General features: G+C 43.7%; 29 protein-coding genes and 1 pseudogene. 15 read left to right on the forward strand and 15 right to left on the reverse strand.

Features of this window, described 5'->3' with window-relative positions; genetic code table 11:
• The first annotated feature begins 263 nt into the window (after window positions 1-263).
• The 3 genes from HZA10_02110 to HZA10_02120 all read left to right on the forward strand — a co-directional run bounded on the left by HZA10_02110 (window position 264) and on the right by HZA10_02120 (window position 2,328).
• Entirely contained in the window at window positions 264-521 is a 258-nt protein-coding gene (locus HZA10_02110; GenBank protein MBI5195098.1) for a type II toxin-antitoxin system HicA family toxin, read from the forward strand.
• A 1-nt stretch (window position 522) separates the two neighbouring features.
• Window positions 523-870: a type II toxin-antitoxin system HicB family antitoxin gene (locus tag HZA10_02115; protein MBI5195099.1), complete on the forward strand. Its 348-nt coding sequence runs from the start codon at window positions 523-525 to the stop codon at window positions 868-870.
• Between the two features lie 63 nt (window positions 871-933).
• Window positions 934-2,328 carry a tetratricopeptide repeat protein gene (locus HZA10_02120; protein MBI5195100.1) on the forward strand — a complete coding sequence of 465 codons (1,395 nt, stop codon included), beginning with the start codon at window positions 934-936 and terminating at the stop codon, window positions 2,326-2,328.
• Window positions 2,329-2,396: 68 nt separating this feature from the next.
• Here HZA10_02120 and HZA10_02125 read toward each other — a convergent pair whose 3' ends face one another.
• The 15 genes and pseudogenes from HZA10_02125 to HZA10_02195 all read right to left on the reverse strand — a co-directional run bounded on the left by HZA10_02125 (window position 2,397) and on the right by HZA10_02195 (window position 12,964).
• The gene (locus HZA10_02125) at window positions 2,397-2,645 is read right to left on the reverse strand and encodes a hypothetical protein (protein ID MBI5195101.1); all 249 of its coding nucleotides are present in this window, start codon (window positions 2,643-2,645) and stop codon (window positions 2,397-2,399) included.
• Complete coding sequence (locus HZA10_02130; protein MBI5195102.1) at window positions 2,642-2,809, reverse strand: hypothetical protein; 168 nt, start codon at window positions 2,807-2,809, stop codon at window positions 2,642-2,644. The genes HZA10_02125 and HZA10_02130 overlap by 4 nt, the downstream gene beginning before the upstream one ends.
• Window positions 2,810-2,958: 149 nt before the next feature.
• Window positions 2,959-4,404, reverse strand: a pseudogene (locus HZA10_02135) (RtcB family protein).
• A 40-nt stretch (window positions 4,405-4,444) separates the two neighbouring features.
• Window positions 4,445-5,425 (reverse strand): potassium channel protein, encoded by a 981-nt coding sequence (locus HZA10_02140; protein MBI5195103.1) that lies wholly within the window; start codon window positions 5,423-5,425, stop codon window positions 4,445-4,447.
• Window positions 5,426-5,461: 36 nt separating this feature from the next.
• Window positions 5,462-5,884: an archease gene (locus tag HZA10_02145; GenBank protein ID MBI5195104.1), complete on the reverse strand. Its 423-nt coding sequence runs from the start codon at window positions 5,882-5,884 to the stop codon at window positions 5,462-5,464.
• Between the two features lie 52 nt (window positions 5,885-5,936).
• On the reverse strand, window positions 5,937-6,221 hold the full coding sequence (locus HZA10_02150; GenBank protein MBI5195105.1) for a Txe/YoeB family addiction module toxin: 285 nt from the start codon (window positions 6,219-6,221) through the stop codon (window positions 5,937-5,939).
• Window positions 6,197-6,439 carry a type II toxin-antitoxin system Phd/YefM family antitoxin gene (locus tag HZA10_02155; GenBank protein MBI5195106.1) on the reverse strand — a complete coding sequence of 81 codons (243 nt, stop codon included), beginning with the start codon at window positions 6,437-6,439 and terminating at the stop codon, window positions 6,197-6,199. The genes HZA10_02150 and HZA10_02155 overlap by 25 nt, the downstream gene beginning before the upstream one ends.
• Before the next feature lie 106 nt (window positions 6,440-6,545).
• Window positions 6,546-6,857 carry a helix-turn-helix domain-containing protein gene (locus HZA10_02160; protein ID MBI5195107.1) on the reverse strand — a complete coding sequence of 104 codons (312 nt, stop codon included), beginning with the start codon at window positions 6,855-6,857 and terminating at the stop codon, window positions 6,546-6,548.
• The gene (locus HZA10_02165; GenBank protein MBI5195108.1) at window positions 6,854-7,171 is read right to left on the reverse strand and encodes a type II toxin-antitoxin system RelE/ParE family toxin; all 318 of its coding nucleotides are present in this window, start codon (window positions 7,169-7,171) and stop codon (window positions 6,854-6,856) included. The genes HZA10_02160 and HZA10_02165 overlap by 4 nt, the downstream gene beginning before the upstream one ends.
• Before the next feature lie 180 nt (window positions 7,172-7,351).
• Entirely contained in the window at window positions 7,352-8,509 is a 1,158-nt protein-coding gene (locus HZA10_02170) for a restriction endonuclease (protein ID MBI5195109.1), read from the reverse strand.
• 218 nt (window positions 8,510-8,727) lie between these two features.
• Entirely contained in the window at window positions 8,728-9,714 is a 987-nt protein-coding gene (locus HZA10_02175) for a hypothetical protein (GenBank protein MBI5195110.1), read from the reverse strand.
• Window positions 9,671-10,123 carry a DUF4236 domain-containing protein gene (locus HZA10_02180; protein MBI5195111.1) on the reverse strand — a complete coding sequence of 151 codons (453 nt, stop codon included), beginning with the start codon at window positions 10,121-10,123 and terminating at the stop codon, window positions 9,671-9,673. The genes HZA10_02175 and HZA10_02180 overlap by 44 nt, the downstream gene beginning before the upstream one ends.
• Before the next feature lie 83 nt (window positions 10,124-10,206).
• Window positions 10,207-10,803 carry a hypothetical protein gene (locus HZA10_02185; protein MBI5195112.1) on the reverse strand — a complete coding sequence of 199 codons (597 nt, stop codon included), beginning with the start codon at window positions 10,801-10,803 and terminating at the stop codon, window positions 10,207-10,209.
• Between the two features lie 209 nt (window positions 10,804-11,012).
• The gene (locus HZA10_02190; GenBank protein MBI5195113.1) at window positions 11,013-11,369 is read right to left on the reverse strand and encodes a sigma-54-dependent Fis family transcriptional regulator; all 357 of its coding nucleotides are present in this window, start codon (window positions 11,367-11,369) and stop codon (window positions 11,013-11,015) included.
• A complete protein-coding gene (locus tag HZA10_02195) occupies window positions 11,366-12,964 on the reverse strand; it encodes a HAMP domain-containing protein (GenBank protein ID MBI5195114.1) in 1,599 nt (532 codons plus the stop codon). The genes HZA10_02190 and HZA10_02195 overlap by 4 nt, the downstream gene beginning before the upstream one ends.
• A gap of 154 nt (window positions 12,965-13,118) precedes the next feature.
• Between HZA10_02195 and ndhC the strand changes: the two genes are divergently transcribed.
• The 12 genes from ndhC to nuoL all read left to right on the forward strand — a co-directional run bounded on the left by ndhC (window position 13,119) and on the right by nuoL (window position 25,124).
• Entirely contained in the window at window positions 13,119-13,490 is a 372-nt protein-coding gene (gene ndhC / locus HZA10_02200) for an NADH-quinone oxidoreductase subunit A (protein MBI5195115.1), read from the forward strand.
• A gap of 158 nt (window positions 13,491-13,648) precedes the next feature.
• Complete coding sequence (locus HZA10_02205) at window positions 13,649-14,167, forward strand: NADH-quinone oxidoreductase subunit B (protein ID MBI5195116.1); 519 nt, start codon at window positions 13,649-13,651, stop codon at window positions 14,165-14,167.
• Between the two features lie 86 nt (window positions 14,168-14,253).
• Window positions 14,254-14,787, forward strand: a complete 534-nt coding sequence (locus tag HZA10_02210) for an NADH-quinone oxidoreductase subunit C (protein MBI5195117.1) — start codon at window positions 14,254-14,256, stop codon at window positions 14,785-14,787.
• A gap of 63 nt (window positions 14,788-14,850) precedes the next feature.
• Window positions 14,851-16,062, forward strand: coding sequence for an NADH-quinone oxidoreductase subunit D (locus tag HZA10_02215; protein ID MBI5195118.1), 1,212 nt, complete (start codon window positions 14,851-14,853; stop codon window positions 16,060-16,062).
• The gene (nuoE, locus tag HZA10_02220) at window positions 16,062-16,526 is read left to right on the forward strand and encodes an NADH-quinone oxidoreductase subunit NuoE (GenBank protein ID MBI5195119.1); all 465 of its coding nucleotides are present in this window, start codon (window positions 16,062-16,064) and stop codon (window positions 16,524-16,526) included. The genes HZA10_02215 and nuoE overlap by 1 nt, the downstream gene beginning before the upstream one ends.
• A gap of 87 nt (window positions 16,527-16,613) precedes the next feature.
• Window positions 16,614-17,891 (forward strand): NADH-quinone oxidoreductase subunit NuoF, encoded by a 1,278-nt coding sequence (nuoF, locus tag HZA10_02225; GenBank protein ID MBI5195120.1) that lies wholly within the window; start codon window positions 16,614-16,616, stop codon window positions 17,889-17,891.
• A 34-nt stretch (window positions 17,892-17,925) separates the two neighbouring features.
• Window positions 17,926-20,583, forward strand: coding sequence for a molybdopterin-dependent oxidoreductase (locus HZA10_02230; GenBank protein MBI5195121.1), 2,658 nt, complete (start codon window positions 17,926-17,928; stop codon window positions 20,581-20,583).
• Window positions 20,580-21,551 (forward strand): NADH-quinone oxidoreductase subunit NuoH, encoded by a 972-nt coding sequence (gene nuoH / locus HZA10_02235; GenBank protein MBI5195122.1) that lies wholly within the window; start codon window positions 20,580-20,582, stop codon window positions 21,549-21,551. The genes HZA10_02230 and nuoH overlap by 4 nt, the downstream gene beginning before the upstream one ends.
• A 22-nt stretch (window positions 21,552-21,573) precedes the next feature.
• Window positions 21,574-22,092, forward strand: a complete 519-nt coding sequence (nuoI, locus tag HZA10_02240) for an NADH-quinone oxidoreductase subunit NuoI (protein ID MBI5195123.1) — start codon at window positions 21,574-21,576, stop codon at window positions 22,090-22,092.
• Window positions 22,093-22,187: 95 nt separating this feature from the next.
• Entirely contained in the window at window positions 22,188-22,697 is a 510-nt protein-coding gene (locus HZA10_02245) for an NADH-quinone oxidoreductase subunit J (GenBank protein ID MBI5195124.1), read from the forward strand.
• A 76-nt stretch (window positions 22,698-22,773) separates the two neighbouring features.
• The gene (gene nuoK, locus HZA10_02250) at window positions 22,774-23,076 is read left to right on the forward strand and encodes an NADH-quinone oxidoreductase subunit NuoK (protein ID MBI5195125.1); all 303 of its coding nucleotides are present in this window, start codon (window positions 22,774-22,776) and stop codon (window positions 23,074-23,076) included.
• A 125-nt stretch (window positions 23,077-23,201) separates the two neighbouring features.
• Window positions 23,202-25,124, forward strand: coding sequence for an NADH-quinone oxidoreductase subunit L (nuoL, locus tag HZA10_02255; protein ID MBI5195126.1), 1,923 nt, complete (start codon window positions 23,202-23,204; stop codon window positions 25,122-25,124).
• The last annotated feature ends 197 nt before the right edge of the window (window positions 25,125-25,321 follow it).

A 25,321-nucleotide genomic window follows, 5' to 3' on the forward strand; every position in this document is an offset into this window, starting at 1 on the left:
AGAGGCAGGGCGCTGAGGAAATTGCAGGAGTATTTACTGCAAACCACAGAGGGCACAGAGAGGGAATAGAATCTTTTCTTAGTTGTCATTCCGGCTTGTCCGGAATCTCGGAACGAGTCGTACCGACTTTCTTCAGAAGGATTACCGCTCGCCATCAGGCTATTTTTAATTCTTTCCTAATTTCCAGAAAATATTCCTGAGCGTTCTCCTTAATGCATTACCGCTAAAATTGACACATGCTATCATATATGATAGTATACGCTATGAGTAAAACTGAGAAGTTATTTGATAAAGTAAAAAATAATCCGCAGGATATCAGATTTGATGAAATCTGCAAGTTGGCAGAGATTTTTGGTTTCAGGTATAAAGGCGGAAAAGGAAGTCATAAGGTGTACAGCAAAAAAGGAATTACGGAAATATTGAATTTTCAAAACGTCAGAGGTAAGGCAAAACCGTATCAGGTAAAGCAGTTTTTGAAAATTATTGAAGAGCACAATTTAACAATTAAGGAGGGACAATAATATGCATTATCCGATAAAAGTATTCTACAGTGATGAAGATAAGGGTTTTATAGCCGTGATTCCTGATCTGCCCGGATGTTCAGCTTTTGGAGAGACGGAAAATGAGGCAATAAAACAGGTAAAGATTGCTCAGGAATTGTGGGTAAAAACAGCAAAAAAAGAGGGGAGAAAAATACCGCGCCCTTCATCAGAAGAAGCGTACAGCGGCAGGATACTTGCAAGGACTCCCAAATCACTTCATAGGATACTTATGGAGAAGGCAAAAGAAGAAGGAGTCAGCCTTAACCAATTTGTAATCTATCTCCTTTCAAGGGGAGTAGAAAAACGTACAGCTTCATTGAAATCTTAATTCGGGGCAAGTAGATTATAGCAAGGGTTAAAAGACCATTTATTCGTTTAAGCGAGGTATGACATGAAGAACATCGCCATAATTTTTATTTCCTTAATTTTATTCCTTCCCGCCATTGCTTTGTCTGAGACAAAAGAAATTATTTCAGAAGGCACATACAACATGGGCGATGGAGAAACCCCTTCCGTTGCTGAAAGCAGAGCCTTGCTTAATGCAAAGCAGATTGCCCTTGAACAGGCAGGGACTTATGTGGAGAGTTATACAAAAGTAGAAAATCTCCAATTGACTAAAGACGAAATACAGGTCTTGGCATCAGGCATTATGGAAGTGGAGATACTTGATAAAAAAAGAACTATTGTCGGCGACGGCTTTAATTTCTGGGTAAAGATAAAGGCAAAGGTTAATCCGGATAAAATCGGGGAGATGGCTAATAAAATTAAGCTGAAAGAAAAATCTCTTGTTGATGATTACAAAAAAATTCAGGAGGCTTATGAAAAGAGCCAAAAGGACATTGAAGAATTAAAGAAACAGTTGGCACAGGCAACGGGCGAAAAGAAGAAACAAGTTGAGGCAAAGATTGCTGATGATGAGAGATTGTTTCAGGCAAATGAGTGGTTTGATAAAGGATATGAATATTATTTAGCCAATGAATATGATAAAGCAATAGAGGCATACACAAGCGCAATAGCATTAAATCCAAACCATGCAGAGGCATATAATAATCGGGGGGTTGCTTATGACGAAAAAGGCCAGTACGACAGTGCGATTGAGGATTACAGCAGGGCGATTGTATTAAATCCAAAAGATGCGATTGCCTATTCCAATCGTGGGAATGCTTATAAAGGCAAAGGTCAGTATGACAGGGCGATTGAGGATTACAATAAGGCGATTGTATTAAATCCAAAAGATGCTGATGCATATTATAATCGTGGTCTTGCTTATGATGACAAAAATCAATATGACAAGGCTATTGCAGATTTTAATAAGGCAATTACTTTAAATCCAAAAAATGCAGGGGCCTATAATAATCGTGGAAATGCTTATAACGCAAAGGGACAACATGACGAGGCAATTGAGGATTTCAATAAGGCAATTACATTAAATCCAAAACTTGTTGATGCCTATAATAATCGTGGGAATGCTTATACTGACAAAGGTCAGTATGACAGAGCGATTGAGGATTACAACAGGGCGATTGAAATAAATCCAAGACTTGCAGATGCCTATTACAATCGTGGGAATGCTTATGCTGTCAAAGGTCAGTATGACAAGGCGATTGAGAATTTCAACAGAGCAATTGGAATAAATCCAAAACATGCTGAGGCCCATTACAATCGCGGGAAGGTTTATTATAATAAGGGAAATATGGGCAAGGCAATCTCTGATTTTCAAAAGGCATGTGATATGGGGCATGAGAATGGGTGCAAGGAAGCGCAGATGGTTTTACAAGAGAGATAACAAAAAATGGATGGGTTTGCGTAAAATGCCTATTAAGAATGGGAAAATATGGCTCCACATCCCCAATTTTATTTCTGCTGGCCCGGGGGCGGCTCATATTTATCTCCCGGCTCTACAACAATATGGATGCGTTTGGGCGAGTATCGGCTGGTACTCGGTCCGTAGTTGTCCAACAAGACCTGCAGGAACTCCGCGAAGGCTTCAATTTCGCCTGATTCCGATTCCTGATAGACAATTTCCTCAGTTTCAGCTTCCGGATCTTCTGATTCAATGCGCAACACCAAACCATTCTTAGCATTTCGGATTTGGAATTTCATCTTTCTTTCACCTCCTGTTTTTTCCCTCCCTTCCCCAGCAGATGGCTGATTGTCTCAGCGGTCACAAGGGCAAGGTCGCGCTCGCGTTCCAGAAAGGGGCGCACATAGGACGGGAAATGTGGGGACACAGAGCCTGTATTTCCTCTGTATTTAGCTAATTTCATATTACTTACATATCATATTTGATAAGTTAATGCAATGATATGTATACAGGGCGGGAATCCTTCTTCGGAAAGATTCTGGACAAGCCAGAATGACAAATTTAAAGGCATTTTCGGGTCAATGACGAATTTTTGTTAGTCATTCAACCCTCTCACCCCTTTATCACTCCCATCGGTCTAAGCCTTGCCACTTTTTTGGAAATGCCTGCGTTATGCACAACATCAACGACATTTGTAATATCCTTGTAAGCCTCAGGCATTTCCTCTGCAAGGGTTTCCCTGCCTGCTGACCGCACGATAATGCCTTTATCCGCCATCTCTCTCCATATGGCCCTGCCCTTTGCACGCTTTATTGCCTGATGCCTTGACATCACCCTTCCGGCGCCGTGGCACGTGGAGCCGAAAGTCTCCTGCATCGCCTTTTCTGTGCCTAAAAGGACAAAAGACGCCCTGCCCATATCGCCCGGAATCAAGACAGGCTGACCAATATGTTTGTATGCAATTGGAAGTTCAGGATGCCCGGGCGAAAATGCGCGCGTTGCGCCTTTTCTATGGACAATGAGTTTTGTTTTTTTGCCGTTTACGGTATGCTCCTCAACCTTTGCAATATTGTGTGCCACATCGTATATCAGGCTCATGCCTAAGGTTTTAGGCGAGGCATTAAATACATGCAAGAAGGATTCCTTGACCCAATGCATAATGCACTGCCTGTTGGCCCATGCATAATTGGCGGCAGCCCTCATTGCTGAAAGATAATCCTGCGCCTCAGGGCTGTTAAACGGCGCGCAGGCCAGCTCTTTATCAGGCAGTTCAATGCCGTATTTCCGCGCTGCATTTTCCATGACCTCAAGGAAATCCGTGCACACCTGATGCCCGAATCCCCTTGAACCCGTATGAATCATTACAGTAATCTGGTCTTTGAATAACCCGAGACTGTTTGCGGCCTTTTCATCATAAATCTCATCTACATACTGTATTTCAGTAAAATGATTCCCTGAGCCTAAAGTGCCCTGCTGCGCCCTTCCCCTTTCATATGCCTTTTGGCTTATTAAATCAGGGTTGGCGCCGTCAATGCACCCGCCTGATTCCGTATGCTCAAGGTCTTCCCTGTCCCCAAAACCCTGCTCCACCGCCCACCGCGCCCCTTTAAGAAGCAGTTTGCGTTCGTCTTCAGAGCCGAGGCGTATCTTGCCCTTTGAGCCGACGCCTGAGGGGATTTGGGTGTGTAAGACCTCCACGAGGTCTTTGACTCTGGGCGCAACCTCTTGTCTTTTGAGGCTGCTCCTCAGAAGACGCACACCTCAATTTATGTCGTAGCCCACACCGCCCGGAGAGATAATGCCGTCTTTAATATCAAACGCAGCCACTCCGCCGATAGTAAAGCCGTAGCCCATGTGGATGTCAGGCATTGCAAGCGATGCGCCGACAATGCCGGGAAGCATTGCGACATTTGCAACCTGCTCAACTGAGTGCGCCTCAAGCCCTTTTTCAAGGACCTCATCAACATAGATTATGCCTTTTGTCCTCATTCCATGCTTGTAGTCTTTGGGAACTTCAAGCCTTGCGCTGTCAATTCTATGGAGTCTTTCAATAGACATAGGATTACTCCTTTCCTGCTTGTTTTTTCATCCTTCAACCTCACGCCCCTGCCCTGTCTTCCAGCACCTTCAGTTTTGAAATTTCCCCGAGCGCTATAAGGGTATCTCCGATATCAATGGCTGTGCGGAAAGTCGGGTTAAATTTCATGTCGCCGCCGGGCTTTCTGACTGCAACAATTATAACCCCCAGATCTTTCCCAATGCCGCATTCGTCAAGCGTAAGCCCTTTAAGCTTTGAGCCTTTCTGAATTGTTATCTCCTCCATCTGAAGGTCTATGTTGCCGCTCTTTGTGGCAAATTCAATAAAATCAACAACCGCAGGCTTTACCACAGTGTGCGCAATCCTTAGCCCTCCGATGTGATACGGCGATACAACCCTGTCGGCGCCTGCCCTCACAAGTTTTTGCTCTGACCCTTCCTCACCGGCCCTCGCAACTATCATAAGGGCAGGCTTTAATCCCCTTGCAGTCAAAACAACATAAAGATTTTCAGCGTCAGTCGGCAGAACTGATATCAGCCCCTTTGCTTTTTCAATGCCCGCCTCCCTCAAGACTTCATCCTGAGTGGCATCGCCTTCAAGAAGTATGATGTCTTCCTTTTCCTGAATCAGGGCAGGCGTCTTCTCAATAATAATAAACTCCACGCCGCTCCCTCTGAGCTCCTTGCAGATTATCTTTCCCATCCTTCCATAACCGCAGATAATGTAATGGCCTTTTAAATCTTTAATTTGCTTTTCCAATCTCTTCCTCCCCAGTATGTCCTGAAGCTCTCCCTCCAGGACAAACTTTGCGCCTGTATTAAGCGTAAATAATATCGTGCCGGCGCCGCTTATTATTAGTATGATTGTAAATATCCTGCCGCCTGATGATAAATCATGGACTTCCTTGAATCCCACAGAAGCAATGGTGATTATCGTCATGTAAAGCGAGTCCAGCGCATTCCATCCCTCTATGACAATATAGCCCAGAGTGCCGAAGAGGACAATAAAAGCTATCAGCCCTAAAGAGAGCAGCAGCTTCATTTTGATAGTTTTCAAGTTATAATCTCCTTAAATAGATTATATATCAAAAATCACCTCTGCAAGCCATCCCGAATCATTTTTCTTTAAGAAAAGCCTGTGATATGTCGCGGCTTTAATAAGGAGCCTCTGTTCATGGATCTCAGGGTCAAAGTAACCGCCTGACACCTCAGCCTCAACGGCATTGCCATTTAAACTTACAGAAAATTGTTTTCCTATGAAACCATGCGTATCAAAGAGAAAAACCAATTCATTCAGCCAGCGTACAAACAGGCTTTCATAATTATCCGCCTCAACGGCAATCTGCTTTTTCTCGGTTTCCCTGATTTGCTCAGTATCTGTGATTAGTCCTGACATGCCCAAAGCGGCATTTTCAAAGAGTTCATTCAGCGTATTGCCGAAAACCCTAAGCCCGACATCACCGAATATGTCCAATGTCTCATAGCGTTTTTTATCCGCCATACTATTAGGACATTATACCACTACACAAAACCAAACGGCGTTCAGCCTGCATTTATTCATAGTGCGTCCACATACGTATGACTTTAACTGTTTTAATTTTATCAAGAATCTGATAGACAAGCCGGTGCTGGATATTTATGCGCCTGGAATACGCGCCTTCCAAATCACCGACAAGTTTTTTAAAGGGCGGAGGGTCCTGATAAGGGTTTTCTCCCAATACCTTAATCAACTTTTCTGTCTGAGGGCGCAGTCCTGAAGCGGAAATCTTTTTTGCATCTTTTCGCGCTTGCTTAGTGTAGACAATCTTCCATATCACCAGCGAGGCCCCTTTGAACATTTTTTGACCGGCGTTTTCAAACCTTTGCGTATTGATTCACCCATGCCCGGGATTGAAAGCAGATAAAGAGTTTCCTGAATAGCGCTCCAATCGTTTTCAGAAACTATCACTGCCCTGCTGCGCTTTCCGGTAACATATACCGCCTCGTGCGACTCTGATACTTCGTCTATCAAGCGGTACAATTTCTTCCTTGCCTCAGTTGCCGTAATAGTAGTCATAATTTCACCTCCCATAAGCGTACGATATAGTGTACGTCATGCCGGATTGTTGTGTCAATGTTTGAAATCAGCGCTGGGCTACTGCCCGTCTGCCAGGCTTAATTGGTTAGACCCTCTTTCTATCCTTTTTAACACCTGAGATATCAAGCAAGGCTTCCGGATGCCTCGCAGCAACCATTAATAAAACACGAGCTGGACCTTCCGGTTTCCGGCGCCCCTGTTCCCAGTTGCGAAGCGTTGCAACACTTATTCCCATAAGAGAGGCGAAGTTGTCCTGAGATAGACCGTAATGCTCACGTATCTTTCGCACCTCTGATTCCGGGAATGCAATAATGCGTGAAGGCTTCATCACCCCTTGCATAATTGCACCGCCCTGTTTTACGCTTTCAAGCAGTTCTTCAAATAGTTCTTTTTTCATAGGTACTCCTTTTCAATGACTTTTCTCAGTTGCCTGAGTTGCTCCTTTGTTAAATCATCCTGCTCATTTTTGGCATAGGCAAAAAGGAGAAGAATGACGTCTTTTGACATGAACCAGTAATATATAACCCTGATGCCGCCCCTTTTCCCATGCCCTTTTGCTGACCATCGAAGCTTTCTCATACCTCCGCTTCCCGACATAACCTTCCCGACATCCGGTTTGTTGACCAAATGAGCCTGCAAGAGCCGATATTCTTCGTAAGAGAGCATTACCTGAATTCGTCGTGTGAAAATCGGTGTCTCAATAATGGTCATAATTAATTATACGTCAATGGCGTAGATTGTGCAAGTAGAAATTGATAAGGCTAATCTTGAAGTGTTAGACAATCACCATCTCTTTTTTGTCTATTCTATTCAATGGAAAAAACATAACCTCATCAGCTTTGGATAACAATGTGGGAAATGGAGCCTGTGTTTTCTCTAATCAGATTTATCTCAGGCATAATTCCTCTTACGCAGGACTCGGATAAAAATATCTATAGCAACTTTGAGCACACCCTTAATAATTGGCATTCTTTCAACAAACCATGCTAATGAGGGTCCAGTTTCATAATAAATTTCTATGAGATCCCGCCCAATTGAAGTTCGGGCCAAAAAGTTATCTCTCCAGCGCCTCAGTATTTCAACTTCAGATGAAGACGGAGAACCATAAACAACTGTTGCTACAAAACACTGTCCTGAGGGAATACTCTTCTTTGGTAATTCAAATTGTGACTTTTGGAGGTGCTCTTGATATGCCATTTCATTCTGCATCTTTGCTTCATCCCATAAAGGCAGATACCTGTAAATTATTTCACCGTCATTTGATGTTTTACCATAGTTAAAGTTAATTTCTACTTTCCCCCCCAGCCATTTGTATCTACGCCATACATCATCCTCATTTAATTTGAAATCATCACCGTGTAAAGAACGTAAATAGTTGAAAAGTGCTTGGCCATTTTCCCATCCACGTGATATCACTTGGACAGAATAAAGTTCATCTTTAAAAAAACTGTACAACATACTTTCAACCTTAGCATCTCCGATTATCAATACATCTGTCTTGCGGTCAAAAGATTTATATTGACCATACCAATCTGTTTGCTCATAAGGAATCATATCACTTAAGTTTTGAATATTTGTCCCCCAGTCAATTCCGTTAAAGCCTGTGGGCTCATTTTGAATATTAGAAATAGTGCTGATAGTACTTTGTTCAATGCCCAGTTCTGGACAATAATTGCTTAGCAGGCTTAATAAATACATACCATTAATGAGTTCAATTGCCTTATCTTGTGAGAAAGCAATTGCTTGTTTAGTGAAATCTGATGTTGTTACTAAAATACCCTTATTCGCATTCTCGGCATGCATCACGCCGTAGAGTTCTCTAATAACTGGTTCACCGATATTATTGCCTTTTGTATATCTTTTGCATTGGATTACGTATTTGCCACCAACGATGGGCTGCTCATTAATTGCAACTACATCTATGCCCCCATCACCAGAAGCCTTAGTGGTAGTTGCATTAAAGCCCATCCTCTCAAAAAGAACTCTTATTAAATTTTCAAATTCTATCGGATCTAAAGCTTGTAGACTTTCGATACTGAGCAAATTCATATCTCCTTCAGCGTTATTACTTGTTCTTAGTAAACCTGCAACTTATCGATGACATCTTATCTTAATCTATATATATTTATGGTATAACGCCCTAATAACTGACGGGTGCCACCGTATGATAAACAAAAACCTAAGCTAATTTACACTTCTGCAATATAATGCAGGCTGAAAAAATCCTGTGGTACTTGTTCTTGTCCGTCTGATTGATAGAGGTTTTTTTATTTATTTGCAGACTCATTAATTTTACTTACCTGCTTTATCCATCCCGGAGGTTGAATTGCTGATAGGTGCATATCTCCTGTAATATCCATCACAGGATGTAAATTTGAAATAAATTGTTGCAATGAAGTCTTCTCGGGATTAAAAATTGAAAGTTTCTCTCTCGGGAATATAATATCATAAACATATGTATCGGTTGCATCAAACTCTGTCCTTCTCTTGCGCTGAGTATATGCAGCAATGTGAACACTTGGGACGCTCGGTAGTGCAGAGCAAAGCGTGCAAGCAATAAGAACACTTTGTCCTATAACCAAATTAAAGTAGTCTCGGTTTCGAGCAAGTTTATCAATTTTGATCTCCTTTATGTTTGCATTTTTAAAAACGGTCTTGCGATGAGTTGGGATAACATCTTCAATTTCGGGCAAATCGAGGTGGATATACAAAATTGCATCATCATCTACATGTATGTCACAAGATGTTTCATAGGGAAAATGAATCGTCTGTATCAGTTCAATAGATGCTGCATGGATTTCTGATAAATTCCGGTCGAGAATTGCTTGTAGACGCCTGATGCGTTCTTGTTCAGTCTTATCCCATTCTTTTTTCCCGTCAGCAACTTTTAGCTCATAAGCTTCCAAGTGTCTTTCATAAGTTTCTTTTAGATTTTGCTCTTTCTTTGCCCATTCAGAGTCAATCATGGTATTAGCTTTTCTGGCAGCAAACCACCTTGGTAGCATATAAAAAGGGAACTTACATTTTATTTCGGTAGTAATCTGTTCAAATAACATATCTTTCTCGCGTGAAGAATCAAACATATGTGGAGGAGTATCTGATGGATTAAAAGGTAAAGGATTGAGGGCATTTATGACTTCTTCATTTTTAGGAATTCTCGGGATTGTTTCCCAATGATTAATGATTTCGTGATAAAGTTTTTCCTCGTCATCAATTGTTTTTTGATTTTCGCCTATGCGATCTTGTATTTCCATCTGTCGTATTTTTTGCTTCAAGTTCACGCAATGAAACCTTCCGTCCAGTTGAAGGATTTACAGCTTTAATTCTATCATCTGTTTTTATCCGATCATACATCTCTTTGAGTTCTTGTGTGTTTAACGAAACTCTACGAGAACCTGACTTCAAAAGGTCTTTTACAAACTCGTCGTTCTGGCGATCCCCAGTGCTAAGTTGTTTGCTCTTTTGTATATATTGGGAACCAGAACTGATTGTGTCTCGAACTGATAGTCCTGTGCCAGGAATTCCTAGAGAACGGGTAATCCCACGCTGTCCAAAAGTAAGCCTTGCACCACGTACACCGGCTGACAGCGAAAGTCCACCTTTGCTGAGATTCAACGAAATACCAGGTAAAATCTTAACTCGCCTGTAGAATCGGAAGCCCATAGTTTTTTATATCTCCAATCATAACAATGTTACATGGAAAAGCGTCCTGCGGCACTCGTTCACATCTATCTGGTTGTTATGTCCTAATTCATGATTTGTTCTAATGCCTTTTTATTTATCTCCTTAATTATTTCAATTCCTTTTAATATTATTGCTAAAGTATATACAAATTCATTTTCAATCATGTGGGTGAATGGAGGCATATGCATCCAAACATCATACATTCTCTTTTTATTTATGTCGTTTGAATGGCTTAATTCACCATAAAGAAATGTCTCCATTATTTTTCGTCTTGTGAGTTGCTCATTGTTAAACTTAAACACAATAGTTGCAGATTTATCAAGAAAGTCATTAATCTCTTTCCTAATATTGTTAAAGTCATTTTTTAATGAACTGTCGATTTTAGAATTTTCGTAGTATTTGGCTAAGTTTCGAAATGAACTCTTTTCATTATCTTGAATAAAGAATCTGAATGTAAGTACAAATGCATCAATAGCTTCCTCATCTGGACCTCTTCTTGAGCTTGTAAATTCAACTGTCCCATCATCGTTAGTTTTTCCTGAAAAAGAAACTCCGGTTTTAGCCTTAAACATCGTTTCAACAAAGCTTAGGCGAAAGAGTTTATCTGCTTTTTCATTAAATAGCTTAAGACCGTAATTTATTTCGTTTGTGTCATCCATAAATTTAATGGACATTACCAGTAATTATACAATCTCAGTATGCCCCCAAAATCATACCTGATTTTTTGAGTGATTGATAATTTACTCCACAGGCACGATATTTCGGGGCGGTGTATCTACACCATCATTCCAGCCTGCCCAGAATCTTTCTTCAAGAAGGATTCCCGACGCGCTTCGCTTGCGGGAATGACAAGCAAAACGTAGAGCCTTCACTCACCGGCTTCTTTGACTGCGTTAAACAGGGTATCGGGGTCAAATGGTTTTTCAATATAATTGAAGGCGCCGAGTTTAAGCGCAGTCACTGCCGTATCAACGCTGGCGTAGCCTGTTATCATGATGACTTTGGTCTCAGGCCATTTCTCTTTAATTGTCTTCAGCAGTTCCATGCCGTCCATATCAGGCATTTTCAGGTCCAGAAGTATTATGCCGAAGGGCTCTTCTTCAAGCAGTTCAAGTCCTTTTTTGCCGCTTAATACGGACTTTACCTCATACCCTTCCATCGCAAGCGCCCTTTCACAGCTTAACCCTATAATTGTCTCATCGTCTATGACCAGTATTTTTTTCATTTTGCCTTTTCTATCAGCAGTAGTCTAACAAAAAAGCTCGTGCCTTTTCCAACAACGCTTTTTACATTAATCTTGCCTCCGTAATGCCTGACTATTCCATGACTTACCGAGAGCCCGAGCCCTGTTCCCTTGCCTACCGGTTTTGTTGTAAAAAAGGGCTCAAAAAGCCTTTTCTGCAAATCTTCCGGTATGCCGCTTCCGGTATCGGTAAATTCTATTTCCACAAAAGGTTTTTCATCCGCCACAACCCTGCGCGTTGCAATAGTTATAGTCCCGCGTTCGCTTATCGCATCCGCTGCATTTATCAGCATATTCAGGAATATCTGCTGGAACTGGGACGGATCGCCGAGGGTAATAAATCTCCGGCTGTCCAGATTAATGTCAAATTTTATGTTATGGAATTTTGCCTGATTTTTAACCAAATCAACTGTATGGCTTACTACATCGTTAATAGCCACTTCTCCCTTTTCAGCCGGTATGGCCCTTGCAAATGTAAGAAGGTTCATGATTATTTTCGTGCACCTTTCAGCCTGCTCAATAATTATCTTAAGGTCCTCTGCGTCAAGGCCCTCAGGCGGTACGCGCTTCAGCATCAGATGGGCAAAAGTCACAATGCCTGTCAGGGGGTTGTTAATTTCATGCGCTACGCCTGCCGCCATTCTGCCGAGGGATGCAAGTTTCTCCGTCTGCATAAGCCCAGCATGCGTTATTCGTATTTCTTCCGTCTTTCTGACAACCTCAGCCTCAAGCTCATGCGTCCACCGCGCCTGCTGTTCCTTTGCCGCCTTGATGTCCTTTATCATTGAATTAAATGTATTGGCAAGAACGCCGATCTCATCCTCAGTGGCTACGGGCACTGTATAATCAAGGTCTCCGGCAGAAACCCTTTTCATGCCGTGCACAAGATGACCGACAGGACTGGAAACAATTTTATAAAGGATTATGGCAAGCGATACGGAAATCATCACAATAAACATCACAACATAGCCCGTAAGGGCCAGCCCCTGCCTGAACTGCGCCTTATCAAGGAGCCCGAGTGATAAATCCGCCTCCACGAATCCGAGGATCTTCTGTTTTTCAGAATGAATATGGCAGCTTGCGGTATAACAGGACGGTTCGTTGGGAATAGTCCCGATGACCTTCAGCACCCTTACACCATTTGAACTTTTGTAGATAGCCCACCTTTGGGGGTTTGGCAAAAGTCTGGATGACCGCCCGGGTTCTGTATGGCATCCACCACATGTAACAGACGCCCTGTCAACTTCACTGCCGATTTCTCCCTTTTGCGAGGAAAAAAATACCGTCCCCTTGTGGTCAAAAATCCTTACCATGTTTACGTCCTCTGTCGCGCCCACATCTTCAATGGTCTGCTGAATTGCAGCCCTGTGAAACGTAAGCATGCTGTAGCGAGTGCTGTTTTTTATGAAGTCTATGAAGGAGTCGCCGTATCTGACGGCAATTACCACAAAATCTTTTTCCTGCTTCTTAGAAAGAGCATACCAGAAAACAAAGCTTCCCAATGCCATCAATAAGCCTATGGCAATAATAAGTTTTGCCGCGAGAGACTTTTTGGGATGAAGAAAAATATTCTTCATGGTTGCCTTAAATTATAATAAAAATCCACTTTTTTAAAAAGTGCGATCTTCAAGAGGCAGGCTGATAAGTAAGTTAAAATTACGAATAAGCATGTTAAATAGTATCAAATATAGTATTGACATGGATTAACAATATATATAAAAATAGCCCACAATGCCAGGAACATATATTCCAATAAATTACCTGCCGGTATTAATAATAATAATCATTGCCGCTTCTGTGGGCTTAGCCCCTTTGCTCATAGGCATACTCATCAGGCCTGCAAGGCGTTATCCGCTGAAGCTCTCCCCTTATGAATCAGGCAACCCGCCGGTTGGAGAGCCCAGGTACAGGTTTTCAGTGCGGTTTTATATTATCGCAATGCTTTTTGTGGTATTTGATGTTGAAGCGGTCTTCCTCTATCCATGGGCAGTTGCATATGATAAAATCGGGCTGTACGGTTTCGTGGAGATGATGATATTCATATTCATCCTTTTAATCGGTTACATATATGTATGGAAAAAAGGCGCGCTTATGTGGGAATGAAGAAAGTTAAAAGTTATTATTGAAAAATGTATAAAGAATGTCCGTCCTTTCGTCATTCCCGCAGTTCTTAAGCGGGAATCCAGAGAAAAAGACTGGATTCCGGGTCAAGCCCGGAATGACATAAATAAAAAGGACGAATTACGGAGGTTTGCGCAGTGCTGATAAATGCATCGCCTGATGTTATTGAAATAGAAGACAGGGTAAAAATTATCCCCGGTGCAAATACTATCATTACCTCTCTTGATAAACTCATCAACTGGGGCAGAAAATCATCAATATGGCCCATGACTTTCGGTCTTGCCTGCTGTGCAATTGAGATGATGGCAACAGGCGCAAGCCACTATGACTTTGACCGTTTCGGAATTGTCTTCAGGGCATCACCAAGGCACACAGACCTTCTGATTATCGCAGGGACAGTAACAAAAAAAATGGTGCCTGTCATAAGGCGGGTTTATGATCAGATGCCGGAGCCGCGGTATGTAATGGCAATGGGCAGTTGTGCATGTTCCGGCGGGATATTCAATACTTATTCCGTTGTTCAGGGGTGCGATACTTTTTTGCCGGTTGATGTCTATGTCCCGGGCTGTCCCCCAAAACCCGAGGCCTTGATGGAGGGAATCCTGAAGCTTCAGGACAAAATACAGAAAGAACATCTCAGATGGAGCAGGTGGAGGTAAAAATACAGTGGACAGTAAACAGTGAACAGTAAACAGTTATTGACTAAATACTATTCACTGACAATTATTCACTGCATTTAAGTTAAATGGAACCTTTAGAGATTGCAGAAAGGCTGAAAGAGCAGTTTCCTGATGAAGTTGCCGGAGTGACGCAGTCAGGGGAGCAGGTCTCTGTCATTGTCAAACGTGGCAGAATTATTGATATCTGCCGGTACCTGCATGACGACCCGGCAATTTGTCTGAATTATCTGTCAGACCTGTGCGGCGTTGATTACCCGGGCAGGAAACCCCGTTTTGAAGTGATTTATAATCTTTACTCCTTAAAGCACCTCCACAGGCTGAGGTTGAAGGCGCTTATCCCTGAAGAAGAATTGTCAATTAACAGTATTGTATCAGTCTTGGCAGGCGCAAACTGGCATGAAAGAGAAACCTGCGACATGTACGGCATTGTTTTTAACAACCACCCTGACCTAAGGCGCATACTTATGCCCGAGGACTGGGAGGGTTTTCCCCTTAGAAAAGATTATCCTCTGAAAGGCGCCGAGGGGAAGGAATACAGGGGATATGAAGAAGCAAGGGAACTGCACAAACACGATGAGGAGTGGAATATAAAATCTTGAACCATGTTGAACAATTTGAACTATTTAAACAATTTTGAACAATGTTGAACTATAGTCTTTGTTATGGAAAATATAGAAGATAAATCACAGGGGACTTCCCGCATAGCGACTGAGGAAATGACGCTCAATATGGGTCCCCAGCACCCTGCCACGCACGGGGTGCTCAGGCTTGTGCTTGAACTTGACGGCGAAACCGTGGTCAAATGCACTCCCTATATCGGCTATCTCCACCGGGGCATTGAGAAGCTCTCGGAGCACAGGAACTATTTCCAGATTATACCCCTCACCGATCGGCTGGATTACATAGCATCAATGTCTAACAACATCGGCTACTGCATTGCGGTAGAGAAACTTTTCGGAATTGAACCGCCTGAAAGGGCGCAGTTCATCAGAACTATCACGGCTGAGATGTCCCGCATATCAAGCCATCTTCTCTGGCTTGCAACGCATGCGCTGGACATAGGCGCAATGACAGTATTCCTTTATTGCTTCAGGGAAAGGGAAAAACTCCTTGACCTGTTTGAGCGCCTCTGCGGCGCAAGGCTTACAGTAAGCTATCCAAGGATAGGCGGCGTACGGAATAACGCCGATACAAAATGGCTGGAGGACCTCTACGATTTCACCGGAGAATTCCCAATGAGGATTGAGCAGTATGAAACACTCATAGACCAGAACCGCATCTGGCTCAGAAGGACCAAGGGAATCGGAGTTATCTCTGCCGAAGAGGCAATAAACTGGGGATTAAGCGGCCCTGTAATCAGGGGCTCAGGCGTGCCGTATGATATAAGAAAATTTATGCCGTATGCGGCATATGACAGGGTTAAATGGGAAGTCCCTACGGGTAAAAACGGGGATGTTTACGACCGTTACCGCGTGAGAATGGAGGAACTGCGCCAGTCAAATTTCATCATAAGGCAGTGCATAGAAAAAATCCCTCAGGGTCCTGTGATGGCTGACGCCCCCAAATATCTACTGCCGCCCAAAGACAAGGTTTTAACTGATATGGAGCATCTCATACATCACTTTGTACTTATAACAAAAGGCTATCACGCCGCCCCTGAAGGCGAAATTTATGCTGCCACAGAGGCCCCGAAGGGAGAGCTCGGTTTTTATATAGTAAGCAACGGCGAGGGGAAACCCTATCGCCTGAGGATACGTACGCCTTCATTTGTGCACATATCAGTCCTGCCCAAGCTCTGTGAAGGCAGCCTAATTGCAGATGTCGTTGCAAATATCGGAAGCATAGATATAGTTTTGGGAGAATGCGACAGGTGATGTTTACTGAAACCGTGTTAAAGGAAATTGAAAGCATAAAAACAAAATACCCTAATCCGAGGAGCGCTCTGCTCCCGGCGTTATATATTGCGCAGAAAGAGTTCGGGTGGCTGAGCCATGAGGCTATGCAGTGCGTTGCACATGCTATAGACCTGCCTGAGGCGGCAGTGCGGGGGACTGCATCTTTCTATGCGATGTTTAAGCATAATCCAATGGGGAGGCATCTCATACAGCTTTGCACAAATGTGTCATGCATGATTTTAGGCGCTGAAAAACTGGCGGATTTCCTCAAGTCTAAATACGGTCTTGAATCAGGCGGCACCACCAAAGACAATCGTTTTTCTCTCATGATAATGGAATGCATAGGCTCCTGCGGCACAGGTCCGGCAATGCTTGTTAACACGGATTTTTATGATAATCTTACTGAAAAAAGGATAGGAGAGATACTAAATACATATAAATAATTGTTCAAGGGTTCAACATGGTTCAATATTGTTTAAATTGAACGAATTGAACCGTTTAAACTATTTGAACGTATTTAATAAACAAAAATGGAAAAAATATTATTGAAAAATACTGAAAACGCTGATTCTGCCGACATTGACGGATACATCAAAACCGGCGGTTATAAAGGCATTCCAAAGGCATTTAAACTAAAGCCGTCTGACATTATTGAGGAGATAAAGAAATCAGGTCTAAGAGGCAGGGGCGGCGCAGGTTTCCCGACAGGCATGAAATGGAGCATTGCCGCCGCAGACTCCAAATTCCCCAAGTATCTTGTCTGTAATGCAGATGAAGGCGAGCCCGGCACATTCAAAGACAGGCATATACTTGAGAAGAATCCGCATTTATTAATAGAGGGGATGGTTATATCGGGATTTGCGCTCGGCTCTGAATACGGTTATATCTACCTCAGAGGTGAATATCCGCATGCAAAAGATATTTTGGAAAAGGCTATAAGACAGGCCTATGAAAAAAAATTTCTCGGCAAGGGCATCCTCGGGGGAAAAATAAAATTCCATCTTGCCGTGTATCAGGGCGCGGGGGCGTATATTTGCGGTGAAGAAACCGCGCTTATTGAATCGCTTGAAGGCAGAAGAGGGCATCCGAGGCTGAAGCCTCCCTTCCCTGTAAATGCCGGCGCGTGGAAAATGCCGACTATTGTAAATAATGTTGAAACGCTGTCTAATGTGCCCTACATTATTGACGCCGGAGCCGGAGCATATTCAAAAATAGGCAGTAAAGATTGTCCGGGCACAAAGCTGTTCAGCGTAAGCGGATGCGTTGAAAAACCCGGCGTTTATGAACTCCCCATGGGGATTTCCCTCAGGGAGATTATTTACACCCATGCCGGAGGTATTAGAGGAGGAAAAAAAATTAAGGCGGTAATTCCTGGAGGAATCTCAACACCCGTGCTTCCTGTGGATAAAATAGACTGCCCCATGGATTTTATCTCAATACAAAAATACGGCAGCATGCTCGGCTCAGGCGCCGTCATTGTCATGGATGAATCCGTCTGCATGGTGAAGGTTGCGCACAGGTCAATGAAGTTCTTTGAACATGAGTCCTGCGGCAAATGCATCCCGTGCAGGGAAGGAACAAGCTGGCTTGAAAAAATACTTCAGAGAATTGAACACGGCAAAGGAAGGGAAGATGACCTCGGACTTTTATCCGGTATAGCAGAAACCATGCTGGGCAAAACCTTCTGCCAGCTTGGAGACGGTGCGGCATGCGCGATGCAGTCAATGCTAAAACATTTCAGGGGAGAATTTGAGGAACACATAAAAAGAAAATCAAAATGTCAAAGCTCAAATGCCAAAAAAGAATAGGTATAGCATTGCTTTGTTATTTGGATTTTGACATTTGTCATTTAAAATTATGATATCCATAACCATCAACGGAAAAGAGATTACTCTGGACAAGCCGGTGACCGTCCTTAATGCCGCAAAGCGCGCCGGGATAAAAATACCAACTCTCTGCAACTATGAACTGCTTGAACCCTACGGAGGATGCAGGCTCTGCATTGTAGAAGTAGAAAGATTGCCGAAACTCCAGACCGCATGCACCTTAATGGCGGCAGACGGCATGGTCATAAAGACTGAATCCGATACCATCTCCGATGTAAGGCGCGGTCTTCTGGAATTGCTTCTCATAAACCATCCTCTTGACTGCCCGCAGTGCGACAAGGCAGGCGAGTGTGAACTGCAAAACCTCGTCGGCAAATACGGTGCTGCCTCAGGCAGGTATAAAGAGGAAAAAAGAAAGGTTCCTGCAAGTCATGAAGATAAAATCATCTCGCGAAATATGGAAAGATGCGTACTTTGTACAAGATGCGTGAGGACCTGCGATACAGTACAGGGCGCATTCGCAATTTCAGTCATCGGCAGAGGGGGCGGCTCAAGAGTTGAGCCGTTTTCATCAACATCATTTAACTGTGAATACTGCGGCAACTGTCTTACGGCATGTCCGGTGGGCGCAATATTGAGCCGCATTCATCTGCACAGTTACAGGTTATGGCAGATTGACAGGGAAGTTGAGACCATCTGCCCTTACTGCGGCGTAGGGTGTTCTTTAGTTCTTCAGGTCCGGGATGAGTCAGTAAAGCGCGCAGTCCCGAAATTAGGACTCGGTTTAAATAACGGACTCCTGTGCTCAAATGGAAGGTTTGGTTATGAATTTGCCGGAAGTCCCGAACGACTCAAGACACCGCTTGTCCGGATAGCGCCAAAAGAAAAGATAGAAGTTAAGAAGATAAGAAATTTAGAAGATAAAAACTCAGCCTCTCAACTTCATAACTTCTCAGCTTCTCAGTTTCGCGAAGCATCTTGGGAAGAGGCTTTAAGCATAATCGCTGAAGAATTAACGGCTGTACGGGATAAAAACAGCGGCGATGCAATTGCAGGCATTGCCTCGGCAAGATGCACAAACGAGGATAACTATGTATTTCAGAAGTTCATGAGGACAGCATGCCGCACAAATCATATAGATTCGGTTTCAAGGGCCGGATTTGCAGGCATGCAGAAATATTTTGAAGACCTCTTAGGACAGGGGATTACGTCAAACCTGATAGCAGGGCTTAAAAACTCCAATGCAATACTGGCCGCCGGCGAAGACCCTACCGCCGTAAACCCCGTTCTTGGTTTATCAATACGGGCCGCGGCAAGGGAAGGCGCAAAAATTGCCGTCATTGGAAATATGCCCGGGCTTAAACGGTTTAAGACGCATACAGTTATCCCTCCTTTATTTAAAGAGGCGGAAATACTTGAAGCCTTGCTTGCTGCAGTAGCTAAGGGTAAGGGTGTACGGGGTGAAAAACCAGCGATAGACAGCATGATCGCCGGGATTTCACAAAACTCTCCTGAACAACATATTGAAGGGCTTAAAGAAATTGCAGACGTGCTTCTTCGCTCAGGGTCTGTTTCTATCGTTCTGGGCGCTGACGCCGCCCGCCGGGAAGACGGACACAGAACGCTTTTTGCAATCGCCGGACTAACCTACCTGCTTGAGGCAAGACTTTATCTCCTTTCAGAAAAGCCTAATGAACAGGGGCTTATTGATATGGGCTGTCTGCCTGATACGCTTCCGGGTGGAAGACCTCTCGGCATCTCTGATTTCAGAAAAAGGTTTGAGACTGAATGGAAAACAGCCGTGCCTGCAAAAGAAGGGCTTACCCTTATGAAAATTATAGAGGCGGCTAAAGAAAAAAAAATTAAGGCGATGTACATAATGGGCGAAAACCCCGCATTCAATCTTCCGGACAACGCCCAAATAAAAGAAGCCTTAAGCTCGCTTGATTTTCTTGTGGTTCAGGATATTTTCCTGACCGAAACCGCAGAACTTGCCGATGTAGTTCTTCCTGCGGCTTGCTGGCCCGGGAAAGAAGGGACCTTCACCAACCTTGAACGCAGGATACAGCTTCTTAAAAAGGCAGTAAACACATCACCCGGCATGGAGGACTGGAAGATTATCGCCGCGATTTCCGGGAAAATGGGGTGTAAAATGGCATATTCCGATGCTGAGGAAATAATGCAGGAGATTGCGCGCGTCTCTCCGCTTTACAAAGACCTTACTTACAGTGAGATTGCAAAAGGCAATTGCCTGTGGCCCTATCATGGAGAGCCGTTAAGGGGCTGGCTCGGCGAGGTGCCTGCGGCATCTGTCAAGCCTAAAAAATACAATGCCGACCTCTACATTGCGCCTGAAAACATACTATTTCACTCAGGAACCCTTTCAAGAAGCGCCTCTACATTGAGAAAGATATATCCTAAGCCCTTGTTAAAGATCGGCGCGCATCATGCCGGAAGACTCAGCCTGAAAGAAGGTGACGCCGTTTCTGTTTCATCAGCGCATGGAAGTGTCAAGGTCCCTGTCTCAATTGACCCTACAATAAAAGACAACAAGGCATTGCTCAGTAATAATTTTGAAGGCGCGGGCGTATTCAGTCTCATGGGTTATAATATTGACCCGGTTACAAACATTCCGGGGATAGAAGGCTGTGAGGTTACAATTAATAAACTATGACGGATATAATAAGTATCATAATTAAAATTGCAATTGTTATTTTAATAACACTTCTGCACGTAGCCTATGTGGTATATTTTGAACGCAAGGTCATAGGCCACATGCAGGCCAGGCTCGGACCTATGAGGGTCGGTCCGCATGGGCTGTTGCAGCCTATTGCAGACGGCATAAAGCTTTTTTTCAAGGAAGACATCATTCCCTCGCAATCGGATAAACCCATATTTTATATTGCGCCTGTCATCGGGCTGGTTGCGGTTTTATCTTCCCTTGCCGTAATTCCATTCTGGCGCGGGTTTTCCATTGCCGATATCAATATCGGCGTTCTCTACATATTGGCGCTTTCCTCTGTAGGCGCTTTCAGTGTCATTCTCGCAGGCTGGGCTTCTAATTCAAAATACCCGTTCCTCGGCGGTTTGAGGTCTTCGGCGCAGGTCATAAGCTATGAAATTGCAATGGGCTTAAGCCTTGTGCCTGTAATGATGCAGGCAGGAAGCGCAAATCTTGCAGACATAGTAAAGGCACAGGCGGCATATCCTTTCATAGCAAACCCGCTCATGTGGATTTCTTTCTTTGTATTTCTTATAGCGATGGTTGCGGAGACAAACAGAGCGCCGTTTGATCTTCCGGAGGCGGAAAGCGAGCTTGTCGCAGGATACTTTGTTGAATACAGCGGGATACGCATGGGCCTGTTTTTCATGGCTGAGTATACGGCTATGTTCGTCATGTCCGCCATGGTGACTATTTGTTTTTTTGGCGGATGGAGCGGTCCGCAATTCTGGATTTTGTCATACATTCCTCCGGTTGCATGGTTTTTACTGAAAGTCTATGCCCTGATATTTTTCTATTTCTGGATAAGGGCCACACTTCCGAGATACAGGTATGACCAGCTCATGGGGCTTGGGTGGAAGTTGTTTATTCCTTTATCATTGGCAAATATAGTATTGACGGGAATCGTGAAATTATTATGAGAAGAATGGAGTCAAGGGGTCAATGACAGTTAAAGAATTTACAAAAAAAGTTCTATTCATTGAAATCCTTCAGGGTCTTGCCCTGACTCTTAAGCATTTATTTACTCCTGCCGTCACAAGGCAGTACCCTTCGGAAAAACGGGAACCATTCCCGGGTGCCAGAGGGCTTCATGCGCTTGTGAGGGATGAGCAAACAGGTCAGGCAAAGTGCGTGGGCTGCGGTCTTTGCGCTGCAATGTGCCCGTCGCAGTGCATACATATTTATACAAGCGAGGGCGAGGATTATAAGAAAATTGTTGACCGCTATGAAATAGACGTCTTAAGATGCGTCTTCTGCGCATTCTGCGTAGAGGCATGCCCCTACGGCGCAGTTGCGCTCACAGGGCATTACGAATATTCAAACTATTCAAGGGGTGTCTTTTACTATACAAAAGAACGGCTTTTGGAAAACTGGGATAAATACATGTCAGGCGATAAAGGCAGGGAGTATTTTAAAAAATTCTGGAGTCCCATGAGTAAAGACTTCGCACAGAAGAAATAAACAAACTTCTGTCATTCCGGCTTGACACGGAATCCAGATTTTTATGTCTTCTGGATTCCTGCTTTCGCAGGAATGACAGCATAATTTAGGAGATTATGCTTCCACAGATATTTTTTGCATACTTTGCGGCTGTGATTACCGGGACCTCAATCCTTGTGATAACGAGGAAAAACCCAGTGCACAGCGTCATCTGGATGCTCGTGCTTTTCCTTCACATAGCAGCGCTTTACATATTTCTGAATGCCGAATTTTTAGCGGCAATACAGATAATTGTTTATGCAGGCGCAATCTTGGTATTATTCCTTTTTGTCATTATGCTCCTGAACCTAAAGAAGGAAGAGACCGAAAGGAAATTTCAAGGGCACTGGGCGCTGAGCACGTTTGCCGGAGCGCTTTTTGCAGTATTTTTGATACTGATATTGCGTAAGATTACAGTATTCCCGGCGCCCGGACAGTACAGTATTCAGGCGATGCAGTCAGAAGGCAATCTCATGGTTATAGGAAAGGTCTTATATACAGAATATCTGCTGCCCTTTGAAATCGCATCAGTAATACTTCTGGTGGCAATAATCGGGGCAGTGGTGCTGGCAAAGAAAAAAATATAAACTGAAGCGTAATGAGTATAAAGATTTTACCCATTACGGATTACACATAACGGATTACGGTCTTTAAGGAGGTTAATTGGTTCCTTTAAGCTGGTACATAATGCTCAGCGCAGTGGTTTTCAGCATAGGCGTCATAGGCTTTATCTCAAGGCGCAATCTGATTATTGCATTCATATCCATAGAGCTGATGCTGAATTCCGTAAACATCAGCCTTGCCGCATTCAGTCATTATCTTCAGTCCATAAGGGGTCAGATTATGGTCTTTTTTGTAATTACTGTGGCTGCCGCCGAGGCGGCAATCGGGCTTGCGATATTGATAGCGCTTTACAGAAATAATCCGACGGTCAAAGCGGATGAGATAAATCTTTTGAAAGGATGAAGGATGCAATATTCAATGTTCAATTAGCAATACAAAATTAGCATTTGACAATGATAAGCACTTAAATTTGAAATGATAATTGTTAATTTTGCAATTTGCAATGTTTTGTATAAGTAAAATAGAAAATGCTTAAATACATACTCATACCACTGCTTCCGTTAATTGCGTTTGCGATAAATATTTTATTCGGACGCAATTACATCAAAGACAAGGCGCACTGGATAGCCGTGCCTGCGGTCCTCGGCTCCTTTGCCCTTGCAGTGAGCGCATTCCTTGAAGTAACCTCGGGGAATATCATCAATATAAACATCTACAATTGGGTCATATCAGGAAGTTTCAGCGTGCCTATCGGCTTTCTCATAGACCAGCTTACGGCAATAATGCTCATAGTCGTCACTTCCATCAGTTCATTGATATTTATTTACTCCGTGGGCTACATGCACGGAGACAAAGGCTATTACAGGTTCTTTGCGTATCTGAGCCTTTTTGTCTTTTCAATGCTCATGCTCGTCATGGCAAATAACTTCCTGCTCCTTTACTTTGGCTGGGAGGCAGTCGGTTTATGCTCTTATTTCCTCATTGGCTTCTGGTATGAAAAAAAATCCGCTGCCAATGCAGGCAAAAAGGCATTCATAGTAAACAGGTTCGGAGACTTCGGCTTTGGACTGGGCATTATGCTTATATTTCTCACTTACGGGAGCGTTGAGTACGCAAATGTATTTGCAAATGCAGGAAGCGCCGCAGGCATGACATCAAACATTTTCGGATATGATATAAACACTATTACCCTGATCTGCATTTTGCTTTTCTGCGGCGCTGTCGGAAAATCCGCGCAGATGCCGCTTCATGTATGGCTTCCAGATGCAATGGAAGGACCGACGCCTGTCTCTGCATTGATTCATGCGGCCACAATGGTCACGGCAGGCGTGTTCATGGTTGCGCGCTGTAATCCGCTTTTTAATCTCTCGGCAGTTGCGATGAACACAGTAGCTATAGTCGGCGGCATAACCGCAATATTTGCGGCGTCAATCGGGCTTGTGCAAAATGATATAAAACGTGTCATAGCATATTCCACCGTCAGTCAGTTAGGCTATATGTTCCTGGCCCTCGGCGTAGGCGCCTACTCTGCCGGAATATTTCATCTTTATACACATGCCTATTTCAAGGCCTTGCTCTTCCTCGCCTCAGGCAGCGTCATTCACGCCCTGCATAACGAGCAGAACATGCAAAACATGGGCGGATTAAAAAAATATATGCCTGTAACTTACACAGTATTTATTTTAGCCACACTGAGCATTACAGGCATTCCGGGATTTGCAGGTTTCTTCAGCAAAGATGAAATCCTCTGGAGGGCCTACTCAAGCAGTGACCTTGGAAAATTTTTATGGATTCTGGCTGCGTCAGCGGCCCTTTTAACGGCATTCTATTCGTGGAGACTGATATTTCTGACGTTCCACGGCAAGTTCCGCGGAACACATGAACAGGAGCATCACCTCCACGAGTCACCGCCGGTCATAACTATCCCATTGATGCTCCTTGCCATAGGCGCTGTAGGCGCCGGTTGGGTCGGCATACCGCCGCTTCTTATGGAGCACGGTGACAGAGTCGGAGAATTTCTTGCGCCTGCGCTCGGTCATCCGCATGGGGAAGGCTCGCATGCAGAAGAATTAATGGTAATGGGAATATCCATACTTGTTGCATTAGGCGGATGGTTTATCGCACATAAAATGTATGTAAAAAATACAGAACTGCCGGATAAAATCATCTCTAAATTTCAGTCGCTTTATAAACTGCTTTATAACAAATACTATATTGATGAACTTTACGACAAAACTATTGTACAGCCTGTGCTTAAGGCATCTGACAAAGTCATACTCGGATTCTTTGACGGAAAGATTATAGAAGGAGTTGTAAACGGAGTCCCGGCGCTTATCGGCTCCTTCAGCCAAAAACTGAGGAAGGTGCAGACAGGCATACTTTCTGGTTACGGACTGATAATGGCGCTCGGGGCAGTGATTATAATCGGCATTGTAATTTTTGCAAAATAGGAGGAATAACCACAGAGGGCACAGAAAAAAACAAAACTGAATTTAGCCACAGATTACACAGATTAACACAGAAAGTCTCCCCTCCCTTGACGGGAGGGGATGAAGGGGAGGGTGAAAATAGCTTTTTAAACACCCCCACCCTCTCCCGTCAAGGGGGAGGGAACATAAGGTATTTCTCTCCCATCAAGGGGGAGTAT

It is taken from the genome of Nitrospirota bacterium (genome assembly GCA_016212185.1).
GTDB lineage: Bacteria > Nitrospirota > Thermodesulfovibrionia > UBA6902 > DSMQ01 > JACRGX01.

Bases quoted from the DNA above. Each gene is read 5' to 3' on its own strand.
- HZA10_02180 (MBI5195111.1), bottom strand. From the start codon at position 10,123: ATGGGCTTCCGATTCTACAGGCGAGTTAAGATTTTACCTGGTATTTCG.
- nuoI (MBI5195123.1), top strand. From the start codon at position 21,574: ATGACAGTTAAAGAATTTACAAAAAAAGTTCTATTCATTGAAATCCTT.
- HZA10_02210 (MBI5195117.1), top strand. From the start codon at position 14,254: ATGGAACCTTTAGAGATTGCAGAAAGGCTGAAAGAGCAGTTTCCTGAT.
- HZA10_02140 (MBI5195103.1), bottom strand. From the start codon at position 5,425: ATGAAGCTGCTGCTCTCTTTAGGGCTGATAGCTTTTATTGTCCTCTTC.
- nuoH (MBI5195122.1), top strand. From the start codon at position 20,580: ATGACGGATATAATAAGTATCATAATTAAAATTGCAATTGTTATTTTA.
- HZA10_02195 (MBI5195114.1), bottom strand. From the start codon at position 12,964: ATGAAGAATATTTTTCTTCATCCCAAAAAGTCTCTCGCGGCAAAACTT.
- HZA10_02165 (MBI5195108.1), bottom strand. From the start codon at position 7,171: ATGACCATTATTGAGACACCGATTTTCACACGACGAATTCAGGTAATG.
- HZA10_02150 (MBI5195105.1), bottom strand. From the start codon at position 6,221: ATGTTCAAAGGGGCCTCGCTGGTGATATGGAAGATTGTCTACACTAAG.
- HZA10_02120 (MBI5195100.1), top strand. From the start codon at position 934: ATGAAGAACATCGCCATAATTTTTATTTCCTTAATTTTATTCCTTCCC.
- HZA10_02110 (MBI5195098.1), top strand. From the start codon at position 264: ATGAGTAAAACTGAGAAGTTATTTGATAAAGTAAAAAATAATCCGCAG.
- nuoL (MBI5195126.1), top strand. From the start codon at position 23,202: ATGCTTAAATACATACTCATACCACTGCTTCCGTTAATTGCGTTTGCG.
- HZA10_02170 (MBI5195109.1), bottom strand. From the start codon at position 8,509: ATGAATTTGCTCAGTATCGAAAGTCTACAAGCTTTAGATCCGATAGAA.
- HZA10_02215 (MBI5195118.1), top strand. From the start codon at position 14,851: ATGGAAAATATAGAAGATAAATCACAGGGGACTTCCCGCATAGCGACT.
- HZA10_02155 (MBI5195106.1), bottom strand. From the start codon at position 6,439: ATGACTACTATTACGGCAACTGAGGCAAGGAAGAAATTGTACCGCTTG.
- HZA10_02190 (MBI5195113.1), bottom strand. From the start codon at position 11,369: ATGAAAAAAATACTGGTCATAGACGATGAGACAATTATAGGGTTAAGC.
- HZA10_02125 (MBI5195101.1), bottom strand. From the start codon at position 2,645: ATGAAATTCCAAATCCGAAATGCTAAGAATGGTTTGGTGTTGCGCATT.
- HZA10_02160 (MBI5195107.1), bottom strand. From the start codon at position 6,857: ATGAAAAAAGAACTATTTGAAGAACTGCTTGAAAGCGTAAAACAGGGC.
- nuoE (MBI5195119.1), top strand. From the start codon at position 16,062: ATGTTTACTGAAACCGTGTTAAAGGAAATTGAAAGCATAAAAACAAAA.
- nuoF (MBI5195120.1), top strand. From the start codon at position 16,614: ATGGAAAAAATATTATTGAAAAATACTGAAAACGCTGATTCTGCCGAC.
- ndhC (MBI5195115.1), top strand. From the start codon at position 13,119: ATGCCAGGAACATATATTCCAATAAATTACCTGCCGGTATTAATAATA.
- HZA10_02175 (MBI5195110.1), bottom strand. From the start codon at position 9,714: ATGGAAATACAAGATCGCATAGGCGAAAATCAAAAAACAATTGATGAC.
- HZA10_02185 (MBI5195112.1), bottom strand. From the start codon at position 10,803: ATGGATGACACAAACGAAATAAATTACGGTCTTAAGCTATTTAATGAA.
- HZA10_02245 (MBI5195124.1), top strand. From the start codon at position 22,188: ATGCTTCCACAGATATTTTTTGCATACTTTGCGGCTGTGATTACCGGG.
- HZA10_02115 (MBI5195099.1), top strand. From the start codon at position 523: ATGCATTATCCGATAAAAGTATTCTACAGTGATGAAGATAAGGGTTTT.
- HZA10_02145 (MBI5195104.1), bottom strand. From the start codon at position 5,884: ATGGCGGATAAAAAACGCTATGAGACATTGGACATATTCGGTGATGTC.
- HZA10_02130 (MBI5195102.1), bottom strand. From the start codon at position 2,809: ATGAAATTAGCTAAATACAGAGGAAATACAGGCTCTGTGTCCCCACAT.